This is a genomic window from Arthrobacter sp. Bz4, from assembly GCF_003075455.1.
GTDB lineage: Bacteria > Actinomycetota > Actinomycetes > Actinomycetales > Micrococcaceae > Arthrobacter_D.
Window position 1 is genome coordinate 87612 of sequence record NZ_QDAE01000010.1, and the last position, 17289, is coordinate 104900.

General features: G+C 65.0%; 10 protein-coding genes, 1 tRNA gene and 1 pseudogene. 3 read left to right on the plus strand and 9 right to left on the minus strand.

Going from position 1 to position 17289, the window contains the following annotated elements; genetic code table 11:
- Window positions 1-4: 4 nt before the first annotated feature.
- The 8 genes and pseudogenes from prmC to argS form a co-directional block, all read right to left on the minus strand.
- Window positions 5-898 (minus strand): peptide chain release factor N(5)-glutamine methyltransferase, encoded by an 894-nt coding sequence (prmC, locus tag DDA93_RS09725; protein WP_019483133.1) that lies wholly within the window; start codon window positions 896-898, stop codon window positions 5-7.
- 14 nt (window positions 899-912) lie between these two features.
- Entirely contained in the window at window positions 913-1989 is a 1077-nt protein-coding gene (gene prfA / locus DDA93_RS09730; RefSeq protein WP_024477036.1) for a peptide chain release factor 1, read from the minus strand.
- A 150-nt stretch (window positions 1990-2139) separates the two neighbouring features.
- On the minus strand, window positions 2140-4458 hold the full coding sequence (gene rho / locus DDA93_RS09735; protein WP_024477035.1) for a transcription termination factor Rho: 2319 nt from the start codon (window positions 4456-4458) through the stop codon (window positions 2140-2142).
- A gap of 360 nt (window positions 4459-4818) precedes the next feature.
- Window positions 4819-5823 (minus strand): homoserine kinase, encoded by a 1005-nt coding sequence (gene thrB / locus DDA93_RS09740; protein WP_243400578.1) that lies wholly within the window; start codon window positions 5821-5823, stop codon window positions 4819-4821.
- Window positions 5816-6942: pseudogene (thrC, locus tag DDA93_RS09745) on the minus strand (threonine synthase). Before thrC ends, thrB begins: the two are co-directional and overlap by 8 nt.
- The gene (locus tag DDA93_RS09750) at window positions 6943-8262 is read right to left on the minus strand and encodes a homoserine dehydrogenase (RefSeq protein WP_024477032.1); all 1320 of its coding nucleotides are present in this window, start codon (window positions 8260-8262) and stop codon (window positions 6943-6945) included. It lies immediately after the preceding pseudogene.
- Between the two features lie 49 nt (window positions 8263-8311).
- Window positions 8312-9760, minus strand: a complete 1449-nt coding sequence (lysA, locus tag DDA93_RS09755; RefSeq protein WP_035748137.1) for a diaminopimelate decarboxylase — start codon at window positions 9758-9760, stop codon at window positions 8312-8314.
- Between the two features lie 2 nt (window positions 9761-9762).
- A complete protein-coding gene (argS, locus tag DDA93_RS09760) occupies window positions 9763-11412 on the minus strand; it encodes an arginine--tRNA ligase (protein ID WP_024477030.1) in 1650 nt (549 codons plus the stop codon).
- A gap of 149 nt (window positions 11413-11561) precedes the next feature.
- On the opposite strand from argS, the gene DDA93_RS09765 reads away from it, so the two are divergent.
- The 3 genes from DDA93_RS09765 to hrpA all read left to right on the plus strand — a co-directional run bounded on the left by DDA93_RS09765 (window position 11562) and on the right by hrpA (window position 16757).
- Window positions 11562-11634, plus strand: a tRNA-Arg gene (locus DDA93_RS09765).
- Window positions 11635-11826: 192 nt separating this feature from the next.
- The gene (locus tag DDA93_RS09770; protein WP_024477029.1) at window positions 11827-12795 is read left to right on the plus strand and encodes a YafY family protein; all 969 of its coding nucleotides are present in this window, start codon (window positions 11827-11829) and stop codon (window positions 12793-12795) included.
- 14 nt (window positions 12796-12809) lie between these two features.
- Window positions 12810-16757 (plus strand): ATP-dependent RNA helicase HrpA, encoded by a 3948-nt coding sequence (hrpA, locus tag DDA93_RS09775; RefSeq protein WP_116778652.1) that lies wholly within the window; start codon window positions 12810-12812, stop codon window positions 16755-16757.
- A gap of 13 nt (window positions 16758-16770) precedes the next feature.
- Here the strand turns inward: hrpA and DDA93_RS09780 are convergent, their stop codons facing one another.
- The gene (locus DDA93_RS09780) at window positions 16771-17202 is read right to left on the minus strand and encodes an HIT family protein (RefSeq protein ID WP_024477027.1); all 432 of its coding nucleotides are present in this window, start codon (window positions 17200-17202) and stop codon (window positions 16771-16773) included.
- Window positions 17203-17289: the final 87 nt, after the last annotated feature.

Consider the following 17289-nt stretch of genomic DNA (forward strand, 5'->3'; position numbering starts at 1 on the left):
AGAATTATTCTTTCACTGGTGCGTGGGGATGGGCAGGGTGGCTGCGCACAGCCGACGTGGAGCGGTCGCGTCCGGTGAGGTCCTGGTGGGTCTGAACCGCGGTCCAGTTCAGGTCTGCTGTCAGAAGGGCGGCAATCGCGGGTGCCTGGACTTCGGCGTGTTCCATCACGAAGTAGCCGCCAGGGACGAGCAGCCGGGCAGCGCTGAGCGCCGCCGCTTTGGGGAGCTCGAGGCCATCAGCGCCGCCACCGTACAGTGCGATCTGCGGGTCGTGGTCCGCCACTTCGGGTTCCCGGGGAACTGCTGCCGACGGAATATAGGGCGGATTGGACACCACCACATCGAAGCTACCGTCTTCTTCCCCCAGCGCATCCCGCAGGTCACCAAGGATCAGCGTCACGCCCCGGCTCACCACATTGCGTTCCGCCCAGGCATACGCCAGTGGGCTGAACTCCACTGCGTACACGTCGGCGCCAGGCACTTCGTCGGCGATGGCGGCGGCGATGGCACCGCTCCCGGTGCCCAGGTCAACCACCCTGGGCCGGGTCAGCGTCAGGGCGTGATCAATGGCGAGTTGCGCCACCGATTCGGTTTCCGGGCGCGGAATAAACGCCCCGGGGCCCACTGCCAGCTCCACCCGGCGGAAATAGGCGACGCCGGTAATGTGCTGCAGCGGCACCCGTCGCTCACGCTCCGCCACCAGCTCAAAAAACCCGGCCGGCGCCGTCGCGCCCAGCAGCGCAAGGGTCTTCACCCGCCCCACTGGCTCCCCCAGCAAATGAGCGGCCAACAGATGAGCATCAACGCTGGGACTGGGCACGCCGGCGTCGTTCAGAAGACCGGTGGCCCGCACCAGGGCGGCGTCGAGCGACTCATCGGAGCGGGGTTGTTCGTTCATGATTCAGCGGACGTTCAGTCGTCCTCGCCAATCGCGTCCAGCCGGGACTGTTCATCCATTTCGATGCCCGCCTGGACCACCGCTTCCAGGTCGCCGTTCATCACCGCGTCGAGGTTGTAGGCCTTGTAGCCGGTGCGGTGATCAGCGATGCGGTTCTCGGGGTAGTTGTAGGTGCGGATGCGCTCGGAGCGGTCCATGGTGCGGATCTGCGATTTGCGGATATCCGAGTTCGCGGCGTCGATCTGCGCCTGCTGGTGGGCGAGGATACGGGACCGGAGCACCCGCATGCCTGCCTCGCGGTTCTGCAGTTGCGACTTCTCGTTCTGCATGGCCACCACGATGCCGGTGGGGAGGTGGGTGATGCGCACAGCCGAGTCGGTGGTGTTCACCGACTGGCCGCCCGGTCCGGAGGAACGGTAGACGTCGATCTTGAGATCGTTCTGGCTGATCTCCACTTCCTCTGGCTCATCCACTTCGGGCAGGATGAGCACTCCTGCTGCCGAGGTGTGGATCCGGCCCTGCGATTCGGTGACCGGGACCCGCTGGACCCGGTGCACGCCGCCTTCGAACTTGAGGCGGGCGTAGACACCCTCCCCCGGCTCGTTGGAGGAGCTTTTGATCGCCATCTGGACATCCTTGTACCCGCCGAGGTCGGATTCGTTGGCAGAAATGATCTCGGTCTTCCAGCCACGCGTCTCGGCGTACCGGGTGTACATGCGCAGCAGGTCGCCGGCGAACAGGGCCGCCTCGTCGCCGCCTTCACCACCCTTGACCTCGATGATGACGTCACGGCTGTCGTTCGGGTCTCGCGGGATCAGCAGACGGCGGAGCCGTTCCTGGGCGGCGGCGAGCTGTTTCTCAAGGACCGGAACTTCAGCGGCGAACTCGGGGTCGTCAGCCATCTCCTGAGCTGCCTCAAGGTCGTCCTTGAGCGCTTCCCACTTGGTGTGCGCGTCGACAATACCGCTCAGCTCGGCGTACCTGCGGCCAAGCTTGCGGGCCAGCACCTGGTCGGAGTGCACTGCCGGGTCGGAGAGCCGTAGCTGCAGCTCGGCGTGCTCATCGAGCAGGTTCTGGATCGACTCAAACATCTGGGCAATTCCTCTTTCGAACGGATTCCATTCAACAGATATAACCCATTTCGGGCGGTTTACCCGTCATTTCTGTTGACTCGGTTGGTTAAGCACAGCCGCCCACGCACCGTCCGGCGAACCGGTAGGGCGTGGGCGGCGGGTAGCTTGCTAGTCGTCGTCGTTCTTGGAACCCAATGTGGTCTTCTGGACCTGCATCAGGAACTCGACGTTCGACTGCGTCTCCCGGATCTTGTTGGTCAGCAATTCAAGTGACTGCTGTTCGCCCAGTCCGGAAAGGACCCGGCGCAGCTTCCACATGATCTTGACCTCGTCCGGGGACAGCAGCTTCTCTTCGCGACGGGTACCGGACGCGTTGACGTCCACCGCTGGGAAGATCCGCTTGTCAGCGAGGTTCCGGGACAGGCGCAGTTCCATGTTGCCGGTGCCCTTGAACTCCTCGAAGATGACCTCGTCCATCTTGGATCCGGTCTCCACGAGTGCAGTCGCGAGAATGGTGAGCGAGCCACCGTTCTCGATATTGCGCGCGGCACCGAAGAAACGCTTCGGCGGGTAGAGCGCTGCCGAGTCGACGCCACCGGAGAGGATACGTCCCGAGGCTGGCGCAGCCAGGTTGTAGGCACGGCCCAGGCGGGTCATGGAGTCGAGGAGCACCACAACGTCCATTCCCATCTCGACCAGGCGCTTGGCGCGCTCGATCGAGAGTTCGGCGACGGTGGTGTGGTCATCGGCAGGACGGTCGAAGGTCGAGGCAATGACCTCACCCTTCACCGTGCGCTGCATATCGGTGACTTCCTCGGGCCGTTCGTCGACCAACACCATCATGAGGTGAACCTCGGGATTGTTGATGGTGATCGCGTTGGCGATAGCCTGCAGGATGAGCGTCTTGCCCGCCTTGGGCGGGGAAACGATCAAGCCACGCTGGCCCTTACCGATGGGCGCAACCAGGTCGATGACGCGGGGGCCGATCTTCTTGGCCTCGGTCTCGAGACGCAGGCGTTCGGTCGGGTACAGCGGCACCAGCTTGGCGAACTCGACGCGGTCCTTGAGTTCCTCGGCTGGCTTGCCGTTGACCGAGGTCACGCGGATCAGCGCATTGAACTTCTGCCGGGTGTTGTTCTGGTTCTCGCCGTCGCGGGGGGCGCGGATGGCACCCACCACTGCGTCGCCCTTGCGCAGGTTGTGCTTCTTGACCTGGGCGAGGGAAACATAGACGTCGTTGGGACCGGGCAGGTAGCCGGAGGTCCGCACGAACGCGTAGTTTTCCAGGACGTCCAGGATGCCCGCGACGGGCAGCAGGACGTCGTCCTCGGTGACCTCGACGTCGTCGACCTCGGGGTTCTGGTTGCGGTTCCGACGACGATCGTTCCGGTCGTTGCGGTCGCGGAAGCGGTTGCCACGATCATTGCTGTTACCGCGGTCATTACTGTTACCGCGATCGTTGTTGTTGCGATCGTTTCCGCTGTCATCGCGGGAGTTCCGGTTGCGGCGGTTGCGGTTGCGCCCACGCCCGTCGTCTTCCCGGTTCTCGTTGCCGTCATTCCGGTTGTTGGTCCGGTTGTCGTTGCCGTCGTTCCGGTTATCGTTGCGGTTGCGTCCGCCACGGTCAGTGCGGCCGTTCGACTCGTTCTGGTCGTTGGAGTCATTCGACTCTCCGGCGCCCTGGGCGCTCCGGTCAGCGTTGTTACGGTCAGCATTGTTCCGGTCAGCGTTGTTACGGTCAGCGTTGTTACGGTCAGTGCTGTTCCGGTCAGTTCCTCGCGAGGAATCATCCGACGACGACGTCTCGGAAGACTCGGTCGTGGTGCTGTCGGTTCGCTCTTCGCCGCGACGTCCACGCCGGTTTTCCCGGGGAGCGCGGCCACGGCCTCGTTCGCCACCGCTATCGCGGCCAGTGTTCTCACGGCCGTTGGTGTCACGGCCGCCGTTGTCACGGCTGTTGGAGCCGTCTGCGGTCTGCGCATCGTCGCCGGTTGAGGCGGCAGCCGCATCAGCCTGGGTTGCCTCGGCGGCGGGCAGGCTCACGACTCCGTCAGATCCGGCACGCCGGTTCCGGTTCCGGGTGCGCGATGGACGCTCCGTCTGCTCTGCTGCAGCGCCGTCGCTATCCTGTGCCGGCTCGGCTGCAGTGTCAGCGTCGCTGCTGGTGGCACGGCTGGATGAACGGCGCGAAGACCGGGCGGAGCCGTTTGACTGGCTGGCTTCCGACTGTGTGGCACCGTTCCCCTCTGTCGGGGCGGCGTCCTTGGGACGATCCGCTACCGCAGAACCACGCTGATGATCTGAGATGGCCGATACCAGGTCGCCTTTGCGCATCCTGGAACCGCCGGTGATGCCCAACTGACCGGCGAGAGCCTGGAGCTGGGCGAGCTTCAGCCCGGCAAGGCCGGAGCTTTTGGAAGCGGGAGCGTCGGCTGTGCCGGCGTTTGATGTGTCCACACCTGATAACAGGTCAGTGGTTTCAGTCACGAAGGATCCTTCCCCCTCGTCGGGCGGTCCAACTCTGAAGTGGACCGCGTTTGGTTAGCCCCGCCGCCGTCATACATTCTGGTCGGAAAGGGTTCGGTCCTGCCGGAAGAGTCCGACCTGGCCGTGCGTGCTGGGAACCTTCAGAAGTAAGTAGGCTGTCGGTTTATCTTCAAACCGCTGGCACTCTGTCATTCGTGGGAGGTTACACCGGAGGTGATGCGACTGCTGATAACCATGCAGCTTTGCGGCGGTCAAAAGAAAATGACGGCCAGATCAGCAGAAGCACTCAGCTGAACAGTAAACCATCCTGCCACAGTGCGACTGTTTGAAACAGTAACGACAGTTGAGATGGGTCACAGCTCATTTCCGTTGGTGCACCACCAGTTTAGCACCCTCGGGAGCCACGGTCAGCTTTAGGACGCGCCACTCGGTCGAGGAATTCTCGTTGGTTGACTCGTCGGTCAGCGAATGGATGAGCTGTTCAACGGTCCTGGCCTCGGCGTCGCTGGTTGCGAAGGTCATCACCGTTGGGCCTGCCCCGGAAATCACTGCCGGAAACCCCTGCGCCCGCAGTTGCCGCATCAGAGTGGCGCTGGGCAGCATTGCCTGGGCACGGAAATCCTGGTGCAGCGCATCCTGGGTGGCATCCAGCAGGAATTCGGGCTCCCGGGACAATGCGTGCACCAGGAGCGCCGCACGGCCCGCGTTCGAGGAGGCACTTGCATGCGAGACAGACGTCGGGAGCAGCGCCCGCGCCGTCTCGGTCGAGAGGCTGGTGGCAGGAACGGCGGCTATCGGAATGATTGAGGGGTGCACCGGCACCCGGGTACTGCGGAAGACCCTTCCGGTTTCCCAGGAGATGGCCAACGCACCCAGCAGGGCAGGCGCCACGTTGTCGGGGTGGCCCTCAAGGGTCGAGCACAGCTGGAGCAGCCCAGCCGAGTCCATCCTGTCGGCGTCAGGCAGGAGGAAATTGGCGGCCAGCACGGCGGAGACGATCGCTGCGGCCGACGACCCGAGCCCCCTGCCGTGCGGGATCAGGTTCTGCGTCTCCAACTCGAGCCCCGGGCAGCCGAAGCCTGAGCGTTCGAGCGTCTCGATCAGCGTGCGGGCCACCAGATGGGTTTCATCGCCGGGGAGATCCCCTGCGCCCTCGCCGGTCACGGTGACGGTGACGGTGCCGCTGGTGGTGGTCCGCACCGTGACAGTGTCGAACAGCGAAACGGCAAGGCCAAGGGTGTCGAATCCCGGCCCCAGGTTGGCGCTCGTCGCGGGGACGCTGATCGTTGCCGCCTGGCCCGCCGCCACCATCCTGGTGCCGGTGCCCCACCGTTCGGCCGCTGGCGAGGACGCCCGTTCACTCACCCGCAACATCCTCAAGGCCCAACGCTGTCGCGACGCTGACGACGTCGAAATCCACTTTGGTGGGCTCGACGTCGGACCCGTCGGCAGCTTTCAACGCCCACTGGGGGTCCTTGAGGCCATGACCAGTCACTGTGATCACGATGGTCTTACCCACCGGCGCCAGCCTGCCGCATGCTTTTTCAGCAGGCCAGCAACACCGGCCGCCGATGCCGGTTCCACGAAGACTCCCTCTCGTGCCGACAGCCAGCGGTGCGCTTCGAGGATTTCCTCGTCAGAGACGGCTTCAATCAGCCCACCGGACTCGTCGCGCGCTGCAATCGCCTGGTCCCAGGAGGCCGGGTTGCCGATCCGGATGGCCGTCGCGATCGTGTCCGGCTCGGTCACCGGGTGGCCCTTGACCAACGGCGAAGCGCCCTCGGCCTGGAAGCCCCACATCACCGGACGCTTGGTGGCGACCGGGGCGAGCACTGTGCTGTCACCGACCAGGTGCGGGTTGGCGTAGGGCTCGGAGTATTCCTTGTAGCCCTTCCAGTAGGCAGTGATATTGCCGGCGTTGCCGACCGGGAGCAGGTGATAGTCGGGGGCGTCACCCAGGACGTCGACCACCTCGAAGGCTGCGGTCTTCTGGCCTTCGATACGCGCGGGATTTACCGAGTTGACGAGGAACACCGGGTACGCCTCGGCAAGCTTACGAGCGACATCGAGGCAGTTGTCGAAGTTGCCGTTGACCTGCAGCAGTTCAGCGCCGTGGGCGATGGCCTGGCTCAGTTTGCCCATGGAAATCTTGCCGTCCGGAACCAGCACTGCACAGGTGATGCCCGCCTGGGTGGCGTAGGCCGCAGCCGAGGCGGAGGTGTTTCCGGTGGAGGCGCAGACCACGGCCTTGGCCCCGGATTCAATCGCAGCGGTAATGGCCATGGTCATTCCGCGGTCCTTGAAGGAGCCAGTGGGATTCATTCCCTCCACCTTGAGGAACACCTGCGACCCGGTCAGTTCGGATAGCGCCTTGGCCGGGACCAACGGTGTCCCACCCTCGCCGAGGGTGATGACCTGGGTGGATTCTGTCACGGGCAAACGATCTGCATATTCGCGGATAACGCCGCGCCATTGGTGAGCCACTTAGGCTCCTTCCACTCGAAGGACACTGGTCACCGAGTTGATCACGGCGAGGTGCTGGATCTGTTCAACTGTTGCGGCGAGGGCCGCTTCGGTAGCGCGGTGGGTGACGATGCGAAGTTCAGCCGTCGCCTGGCCAGGGTCATCCGCGGGATGGATGCTCTGCCGCAGGGTTTCAATGGACACGCCCTGCTCGGCGAACAACTGTGCGATCCGCGCCAGGACTCCTGGCTGGTCAGCGACGTCGAGCCCGATGGAGTAGCTCGTGCGGACTGCGTCGATATTCATGGACGGGACATGGCCGGTGGTGGTTTCGGTCCGGCCGGGACCGCCCAACACCAGGCGGCGCGCAGCGCTGACAACGTCGCCCAGCACCGCGGACGCGGTGGGGGTACCACCGGCCCCCTGTCCGTAGAACATCAGTTCGCCCGCGCTCTCGGCCTCGATGAACACCGCATTGAAGGCACCATGGACTGCGGCCAGCGGATGGTCGCGGGGCAGCAGGGTCGGGTGCACCCTGACGCTGACGCCCTCGGTGCCAGCGCCGTCGGCGTCGTCCCTCGGCAGCAACTCGGCGATGGCCAGCAACTTGATGACAAACCCGGCGTCCTTGGCTGCGGCGATATCCGCGGCGGTCACCTTGGTGATGCCTTCGCAGTAGACGTCTTCCAGGGCAAATCGGGTGTGGAAGGACAGGGACGCGAGAATGGCGCCCTTGGCCGCGGCGTCGTGACCCTCCACATCGGCAGTCGGGTCAGCCTCGGCATACCCCAGGCGCTGTGCTTCGGCCAGGGCATCGTCGAACTGGGCGCCGGTGGTGTCCATCTGGTCAAGGATGAAGTTGGTGGTGCCGTTGACGATGCCCAGTACACGGGTGATGCGGTCACCGGACAGGCTGTCCCGGATGGGCCGCAGAATGGGGATCGCACCAGCGACCGCCGCCTCGTAGGAAAGCTGGACCCTTGCGGCGTCGGCCTTCTCGTAGAGGGTGGGCCCGTCGAGGGCGAGCAGCGCCTTGTTGCCGCTGACCACCGTGGCGCCGTGTTCGATCGACCGCAGGATCAGGGACCGGGCGGGTTCAATTCCACCCATCAGCTCGATCACAATGTCGACGCCCTCGACCAGTGACTCGGCATCGGTGGTGAAAAGTTCGCGCGGCAGGTCGACGTCGCGGGGTGCGTCAATGCTGCGCACTGCAATTCCGGTCAATTCAAGCCGGGCGCCGGTACGCGCTGCCAGCGCGTCGGCGTCCTCGAGCAGGATGCGCGCCACCTGGGATCCCACGTTGCCGCAGCCCAGCAAGGCGATCCGAAGTGTCGACATGGAGTCGGTGTTCGAAGCTGTATCAGATGAAATAGTGTCGCTCCTGCAATCAGTTGGTGGTGCGGGGGATGTCGCGGGCCAGGATGTCGTCCTCGGTTTCGCCGCGCACAATCAGTCTGGCCTGGCCGTTCCGGACTGCTATCACTGGCGGGCGGGCCACCCAGTTGTAGTTGCTGGACAGCGCCCAGCAGTAAGCGCCGGTGCCCGGCACAGCCACCAGGTCACCGGCATCGGTGTCCACGGGGAGGTAGACATCCCTGACCACAATGTCGCCGCTCTCGCAGTGCATTCCGACCACGCGGGACAGCACACCGGAGGCATCCGACGAGCGGGAGGCCAGAACCGCCGAGTAGTCGGCGTCGTAGAGGACCGGGCGGGGATTGTCGCTCATCCCACCGTCCACCGACACATAACGCCGGGGCGCAGTGTCGCCACCCTCGACGTCGACCCTCACGGTTTTGGTCGTCCCCACGGTGTACAGGGTGAACGTTGTTGAACCTACGATCGCGCGACCCGGCTCAATGGAAATCCGTGGGACGCGCAGTCCCAGTCTGGCGCAGGTGGAACGCACGACGTCGGCCATCGCCACGGCGATCTCTGCCGGCGGGCGTGGTTTGTCGGTTTCGATGTAGGCAATCCCATAGCCGCCGCCGAGGTCCAGTTCGGGCAGCTCCACGCCGTGGCGGTCCCGAACGTCCGCCAGGAAGGCGAGCAACCTGCGTGCCGCGAGTTCGAAACCCTCAGGCTCGAAAATCTGTGACCCGATGTGGCAGTGGACGCCCAGCAGGTTGATTGTTTCGTGGCCCAGCGCCGCGGCGACGGCCTGAGCTGCGGGTGAGGACTCGCCGTCGGCCAGTGACAACCCAAATTTCTGGTCCTCGTGGGCGGTTGCAATGAACTCGTGGGTGGAGGCGTGGACACCGGGGGTCAGCCGGAGCATCACGTTGGCGGTGGTGCCGCGGGCGGCGGCGAGGGCTGCCACCCGTTCGAGTTCGGGGAGACTGTCCACCACGATGCGCCCCAGCTTCAGGTCAAGCGCACGGCCCAGTTCGGCGTCGGACTTGTTGTTCCCGTGCAGGCCGAGATGTTCACCGGGAATTCCCGCGCGCATGGCGATGGCAAGCTCCCCGCCCGAGCAGGTGTCAAGGCGTAGGCCCTCTTCAGCCACCCAGTGCGCTATTTCTGTGCAGAGGAACGATTTCCCCGCGTAGTAGACGTCCACTCCCCCGCAGAGGTCGGCAAAGGCGGCGTCGAACGCGTCCTTGAAGCTCCGGGCGCGGGTCCGGAAATCGTCTTCGGACACGACGAACAGCGGCGTGCCGAACTGCTCGGCGAGATCACTGACCCTCAGGCCACTGATGGTGAGCTCGTCACCGGCGCGGTCGACGTCGTGAGCCCACAGGGCGGGGTTCAGCCGGTTGATGTTGTCGGGGTAGCTGAGCCAACCGGGGGCCAGCGGTGAGGCGTTATTCAGGTTCACTTCAGGTCCGTTTCCCATCGTCACATCCGCTCAGGTGCCGATACGCCAAGCAGCCCCAGGCCGTTGGCGAGGACCTGCTGGGTGGCGTTGTTCAGCCACAGCCTGGTGCGGTGCAGGTCGGTGACCGGCTCATCGCCGAGCGGCGCGATGCGGCAGGCGTCGTACCAGCGGTGGTAGGTGCCCGCGATGACCTCGATGTGGCGTGCCACCCGGTGCGGTTCGCGGAAGGCCGCGGCCTGGGCCACCATGCCGGGGAACTGGCCGAGCGCCGCCAGCAGTTCGCCCTCGGTGGGGTGGCTGAGTTCGGAGGCGTCGAACGCGCTCGTATCCACCCCTGCCGCGGCCGCGTTGCGCTCCACCGCGTGGGTCCGGGCGTGAGCGTACTGGACATAGAAGACCGGGTTGTCGTTGGTGCGCCGGGTCAGCAGGTCAAGGTCGATGTCGATGTTCGAATCCGCCGAGAAGCGGGCCAGGGTGTAGCGGGCGGCGTCGACCCCTACGGCGTCGACCAGGTCCTCGAGCGTGACGACGGTGCCGGCGCGCTTGGACATCCTGACGGGGACGCCGTCCTTCATCAGGTTGACCATCTGCCCAATCAGCACCTCGACGGTGTCCGGGTCATCACCGAGCGCGGCTGCTGCTGCCTTGAGCCGGGCCACATACCCGTGGTGGTCGGCGCCGAGCATGATGATGTTCAGGTCGAAGCCGCGGCGGCGCTTATTGACGAAGTAGCCAATGTCGCCGGCGATGTAGGCGGGGGCGCCGTCCGATTTGATGACCACCCTGTCCTTATCGTCGCCGAACTCGGTGGACCGTAACCACCAGGCCCCGTCCTCGAGGAACAGGTTGCCCGAGGTTTTCAGTTTCTCCAGCAGGCCTTCGACGAATCCGTCCTGGAAAAGGGAGTGCTCGTGGAAGTAGACGTCGAAATCGACACCGAAGTCGTGCAGCGACTTTTTGATGTCGCCAAACATCAGGTCGACCCCGAGCTGACGGAACCGCTCGACCGAATCTTCCTGCTCCAGGTCGAGGATGGCTGGATCGAGCACCAGGACCCGGGCAGCGATGTCATCGATGTAGGCGCCGCCGTACCCGTCCTCGGGTGATGGCTCGCCCTTGGCGCTGGCCCACAGCGAGCGGGCAAACCGTTCCACCTGGGCGCCGTGGTCGTTGAAATAGTACTCGCGGGTCACCTCAGCGCCCTGGGACTGGAACAGGCGGGCAAGCGCGTCGCCGACGGCGGCCCAGCGGGTGCCGCCCAGGTGGATAGGTCCGGTGGGGTTGGCCGACACGAACTCAAGGTTGATCTTGGTGCCGGCCATGAGCCCGCTGGTGCCATAGCCGGACCCGGCGTCGACGATTGAGCGGGCCAGTTCACCTGCGGCGGCGGCATCGAGGGTGATGTTCAGGAAGCCTGGACCGGCGATCGCCACGGTCTTGACGCCGTCGAGCTGTTCCAGCCGTCCGCTGAGGAGCTGGGCGAACTCGCGCGGGTTCATCTTCGCCTGCTTGGACAGCTGCAGGGCAATATTGGTGGCCCAGTCTCCGTGTTCCCGGCTCCGTGGTCGCTCCACCCGCACCTCAGAGGGAAGCTCGACGTCGAATTCGCCCGCGGCGACGGCGTCTTTCAGGCATGCGGAAATGGCAGCAGAGAGTTCTTCAGGAGTCACCCATCCAGCATAACGGCGCACGCCGCTGCGGCCATTTCTGTGACGCAGCGGCGCCCACCACACGAGGGCGGGCCAGGGGTTTTCGTCCAGGGGTGCTTCCCTGATAAGCTCAGTGAGTCCCATTTAGGGGCCGGCCTGACCGGCATCCCGCCTTCGTAGCTCAGGGGATAGAGCGTCTGCCTCCGGCGCAGAAGGTCGTAGGTTCGAATCCTATCGAGGGCACAGAACAACCCCCAGATTTCACCGAAATCTGGGGGTTGACTGCTTTAACCGGCCAGGTCTGGCCGTGAGACTCCAGCACTGCACTGCCCCCGCACCCCCGAAGCTGCCCGGTCGATTCGTTGCTGCTGTCTTCGGCTGAAATAGGGGCGATTCAGGACAGCTACTGACCTGGTTGAGGAGTATTTTGGAGCCATGTTGGAAACTTCGGCACGGCTGCTCCACTTGCTTTCCCTGCTTCAGCTGCGCCGCGAGTGGACCGGCTCAGCACTGGCGGACCGGATGGACGTGACCGAGCGCACCGTCCGACGGGACATCGGCAAGCTCCGCACCCTGGGCTATCCCATCCATGCCTCGCCCGGCGTCGCCGGGGGCTACCAGTTGGGCGCTGGCGCGCAGCTGCCTCCGTTGTTGCTCGACGACGACGAGGCACTCGCCGTCGCCCTCGGCCTCAGCGCCGTCACGGCTAGCCCCGTCGCCGGAATCGGCGAGGCATCGGTGCGGGCGCTCACCAAGCTGGAGCAGGTGCTCCCCAGCCGACTCCGACCGCGGTTCGCCGGGCTGCGAAGCGCCGTCACCAGGATGGCGGCGGTGAGCACACCGGTCCGGCCCGAGATCCTCACCGCCCTGTCCGCAGCCATCACCGAACGACGCACCGTGGTGTTCCGGTACTCCCGCCAGGATGGCGAGTCTTCCCGGCGACTCGTTGAGCCCTACCGACTCGTGGACACCGGTAGACGCTGGTACCTGGTGGCTTGGGACACGATGCGTGAGGATTGGCGGACGTTCCGGGTGGACCGGTGTCAGAGCGTTCCGGCGCAGCGGGAGCGCTTCACCCCGCGCCCACTCCCGGCCCGTGATCTCGCCCTGTATGTGCAGCAGTCAATTACGCGTTTCCCGTACCAGTACGACGTCGTCGTGCGGCTGACCGGCAACATCAACGAGGTGTCACAAAAGGTCTCCCCGGATACCGCCGAGCTCCAGAGCGACGGCGAGGAGCACACCCTGATGAGGGCCGGCTTCGACTCGCTCGACTGGCCGCTGATGCATCTGGTGGCGCTGGAGTTCGAGTTCGAGATCCTGGAACCGCCGCAAATGCGTGAGCGGGCCCGGTTGGCGGCGGCCCGGTTGACCAGGGCATCGGGAGATAGTCCTACCGCCTAGAATTGGAACCAATCATGGCACTGACTATCTCCTATCCCCCTGAACTGCCGGTTTCCGAGCGACGCGCTGACATTATGGCCGCGATCGCCGCGAACCAGGTGACGATCATTGCTGGCGAGACCGGCTCCGGCAAAACCACCCAGATTCCGAAAATGTGTGTGGAACTGGGACTCGCCGAAAACGGCCTGATCGGGCACACCCAGCCACGACGCCTCGCCGCCCGCACCGTTGCGGAACGTATTGCCGAGGAGTTGGACGTCAAGGTGGGGGCCGAAGTGGGCTTCCAGGTGCGGTTTACCGGCGAGGTCAGCCGCAGCACCCAGATCAAGTTGATGACCGATGGCATCCTGCTGGCGGAAATCCAGCACGACCGACTGCTGAAAAAGTACAGCACCATCATCATCGACGAGGCCCATGAGCGCAGCCTCAACATCGACTTCATCCTCGGGTATCTGAAGCGGATCCTCCCGCAACGACCCGACCTGAAGCTCATCATCACCTCGGCCACCATCGACCCTGAACGCTTCGCCGCGCACTTCGCGGCCGACGAGGCCGTCAGCGTCAAGCAGCCTGCACCGATCATCGAGGTTTCCGGACGGACCTACCCGGTGGAAATCCGGTACCGCCCGTTGACCCAGCCGGCCGGCGAGGCTGACGACAGCGCCGACCCGGGCGATCAGGAGGAGGACCGCGACCCTCTTGACGCCGTGTGCGACGCCGTCGACGAGCTGGCTCGGGAAGCACCCGGCGACATCCTGGTGTTTTTCTCCGGCGAGCGCGAGATCCGTGACGCCGCCGATGCCCTCCGCGCCCGGGTGCAGGTCAACCCACGGCTGAAGGGCACCGACATCCTGCCGTTGTTCGCCAGATTGTCGCTGCAGGAACAGCACCGGGTCTTCAAGCCTTCCGGCCCGGGACGCAGGATCATCCTCGCCACCAACGTTGCTGAAACCTCCCTGACCGTTCCCGGGATCAAGTACGTGATTGATACGGGTACCGCCAGGATTTCGCGGTACTCTCACCGCACCAAGGTGCAGCGGCTTCCGATCGAGCGGGTGTCCCAGGCTTCCGCCAACCAGCGCTCGGGCCGCTGCGGCAGGGTTTCGGATGGCATCGCCATCCGCCTCTATTCGCAGGAGGACTTCGAGGCCCGCCGCGCGTTCACCGACCCCGAGATCCTGCGTACCAACCTGGCGGCTGTCATCTTGCAGATGACCGCCATGGGCGTCACCCGTGGGCCGAAGGATGTCGCCGACTTCCCCTTTGTTGAGCCTCCGGACTCGAAGGCGATCAACGACGGCGTCACGCTCCTGAAGGAGCTCGGTGCGCTGGAGGCTTCGGGAGGCATCTCGGCAGTTGGCCGAAAACTCGCCCAGCTGCCGGTTGACCCGCGGCTGGGCCGCATGATCGTGGAGGCCGGCCAGCGTGGCTGCGCCAAGGAAGTAATGGTCCTCGCCGCGGCCCTGACCATCCAGGATCCGCGTGAGCGTCCACAGGCCGATCAGGGCGCCAAGCTGCAAACCGCGACAGCAATGCACAAACGGTTCCTCGACGAGAATTCGGACTTCACCGGATACCTGAACCTGTGGCGGTACCTGCAGGAACAGCAGAAGGAACTGTCGTCGACCCAGTTCCGCAAACTGTGCCGCAACGAGTTCATCAACTATCTGCGGGTCCGCGAGTGGCAGGACCTGTTCGCCCAGCTTCGCCAGTTGGCCAAACCGCTGGGGATCACCCTCTCGCCCGACCCCGTCGATCCGGTGGGCAATGACACCGCAATCCATATCAGCCTGCTCGCGGGCCTGCTCAGCCACATCGGCCTCTATGATCAGCGCAAGCGTGAGTATGCCGGTGCGCGGGGTACCCGGTTCGCTGTGTTCCCCGGCAGCGCTTTGTTCAAAAAGTCGCCCGACTGGGTGATGGCGGCCGAATTGGTGGAGACCTCACGGCTCTGGGCGCGGGTGGCCGCCAAATTCGATCCCCTCTGGGCCGAAGACGTGGCGCCGCACCTGGTGAAGCGCAGCTACAGCGAGCCGCACTGGTCCCGGAAGATGGGGGCGGTGATGGCCCATGAGAAGGTCACCCTGTATGGCGTCCCGATCATCCCGCAGCGCCGGGTCAACTATGGGCGGATCGACCGCGAGGTTGCCCGCGACATGTTCATCAGGCATGCCCTGGTCGAGGGCGACTGGAAAACCCACCACAAATTTTTCCACCGCAACAAGGCACGCCTCGCTGAGATTGAGGAGCTGGAAAACCGGCTGCGCCGCCGCGACCTGATGGTCGACGATGAGACCCTCTTCGAGTTCTATGACGCCCGCGTGGGGCCCGAGGTGGTGTCCGAGCGGCACTTCGATTCCTGGTGGAAGGACACCCGTCACCGCCAGCCGGACCTGCTCGACTTCCTGCCCGGTGACCTGCTCGCCGAAAACAGCGACCTGGACGAATCAGCGTTCCCCAAAATCTGGCACCAGGGAAGCTTCGAACTGCCGCTGAGCTATGAGTTCTCCCCCGGTGTGCAGGGCGCGTCCGACGGCGTGACGGTGCAAATTCCCGTGGTGTTCCTGAACCAACTCGACGCCCGGCCGTTCCACTGGCAGATTCCGGGGCTCCGGGTGGAACTGGTGACAGCCCTGATCAAGTCGCTACCCAAGCAGGTCCGCAAGAACTTCATCCCCGCCCCCGATGTGGCGCGCAGCGCCGTCGCTGCGCTGCACACCGACTTCGACCCGGCACGCGACGACCTTGAGGAGTCCCTGGAACTGGTACTCCGCCGGTTGAAGGGCCACGTCATTGCCCCCGGGTCGTGGAACCGGAGCGTCCTTCCCGAACACCTCCTGATGAGCTTCCAGGTGATTGACGGCCAGGGCAAGATCCTCGACGAGGGGACCGACCTTGCCGCCCTGCAGGAACGACTGGCGCCGCAGACACGCCGCGCGATTGCCGAATCCCTCGGTGCCACACCCGCTACCACCCGGCCGGCAAAGGCACCCGCCCGCGCGACGTCAGCAGCAAAGTCCCAACCGGCGAAGTCCCAGCCAGCGCATCCCGTGGGCATCGGGATCACCGAGCGGTCCGGCCTGACGTCGTGGACGTTTGGCGACCTTCCCCGGCAGGTGACCCGGCTGGTGAACGGACACACGGTGACGGGCTACCCGGCGTTGACCGACGAGGGTACCGCCGCCGGACTCGCCGTCTTCCCCAACCCGGCCGAGCAGGGTGCGTCAATGCGCGACGGAGTGATCCGACTCCTCGTGGTGCGCGTTCCCAGCCCCGCCAAGTATGTGCTGGAGCATCTCAGCAACGCCGAGAAGCTCACCTTCAGCCAGAACCCGCATGGCAGCGTTGCGGGACTGATCGAGGACTGCACACTCGCGGCGGTCGACAAGCTGACCCCCGAGGCACTGCCCTGGACCGAGGCCGAGTTCAACTCCCTTTACGAAACCGTGCGGGCCGAACTCATCGACACGGTCTTCACTGTCACCGCCACGGTTGAAAGGATCCTGTCCAGCACCCGCCGGATCGAGAAGCAACTCAAGGGCTCCACCAGCCTCGCCCTGATCACCGCGCTGAACGACGTCCGGAGTCAGCTGGAACAGCTCGTCTACCCGGGGTTCGTGGCGAAAACCGGCTACACCCAGCTCAGTCACCTGCCCCGCTACCTGACCGGCATTGAGACCCGGGTCGCCAAGCTGGCCGGCAACGTGCAGCGCGATTCGCTGGGCACGGCTGTGGTCCAACGCCTGGAGGACGAGTACGACGACGCCGTCGCCGCCCTCGTTCCCACTGGCCGGAAGACGCCTCCCGCGTTGCTGCGGGTGCGCTGGATGCTCGAGGAACTGAGAATCAGTCTGTTCGCGCAGGAGCTCGGCACCGCGTACACCGTTTCGGAGAAGCGGATCCGTGCGGCCATCGGCGAGGCCATGGCCGCGCAGCGCACCGGGGTGGGCTCGACCGGGTAGCTAAAGGCTGCCGCTATCCGTCGGTTGGTACGTGCTCGCCGTGCCCGGCCGACCGCAGGGCTCCCCGCAGCGCGTCAGCGTTGGCGTCGAGCCGGGCCGGATCCGGGTTGTGGTCGACCGCGTGAACGTCGAAGTCGCTGGCGCTCTGCGTCGGCCAGACATGGACGTGCAGGTGCGGTACCTCGTACCCCTCCATCAGCACTCCCACCCGTTTCGCCGAGAACGCGGTGGTTTGCGCCTTCGCGATGGTCTGGGCGACCGCCATCACCTTGCCCAGCAGCTCAGGTTCCGCCTCCACCCAGTGCGCCACCTCCTGACGGGGCAGCACCAGGGTATGCCCGTCGGTGAGCGGAGCGATCGTGAGGAACGCGACGACGTCGTCGTCCTTCCAGACGAAGCGCCCCGGAATGTCGCCGTCGATGATCTTGGTGAACAGGGTACTCATGCAAACTCCTTCAGTTCCGGATCGAGTCAACCCAGATAACGGGTTTCACGTCGAAAATCGGCTCTTTGTGTTGACTCGATGGTGGGG

What these genes read in the sequence shown, in the direction of transcription:
- DDA93_RS09780 (WP_024477027.1), bottom strand. Translation starts at nt 17,202, where the DNA reads ATGAGTACCCTGTTCACCAAGATCATCGACGGCGACATTCCGGGGCGC.
- hrpA (WP_116778652.1), top strand. Translation starts at nt 12,810, where the DNA reads ATGGCACTGACTATCTCCTATCCCCCTGAACTGCCGGTTTCCGAGCGA.
- lysA (WP_035748137.1), bottom strand. Translation starts at nt 9,760, where the DNA reads ATGGGAAACGGACCTGAAGTGAACCTGAATAACGCCTCACCGCTGGCC.
- DDA93_RS09770 (WP_024477029.1), top strand. Translation starts at nt 11,827, where the DNA reads ATGTTGGAAACTTCGGCACGGCTGCTCCACTTGCTTTCCCTGCTTCAG.
- DDA93_RS09750 (WP_024477032.1), bottom strand. Translation starts at nt 8,262, where the DNA reads ATGTCGACACTTCGGATCGCCTTGCTGGGCTGCGGCAACGTGGGATCC.
- prmC (WP_019483133.1), bottom strand. Translation starts at nt 898, where the DNA reads ATGAACGAACAACCCCGCTCCGATGAGTCGCTCGACGCCGCCCTGGTG.
- prfA (WP_024477036.1), bottom strand. Translation starts at nt 1,989, where the DNA reads ATGTTTGAGTCGATCCAGAACCTGCTCGATGAGCACGCCGAGCTGCAG.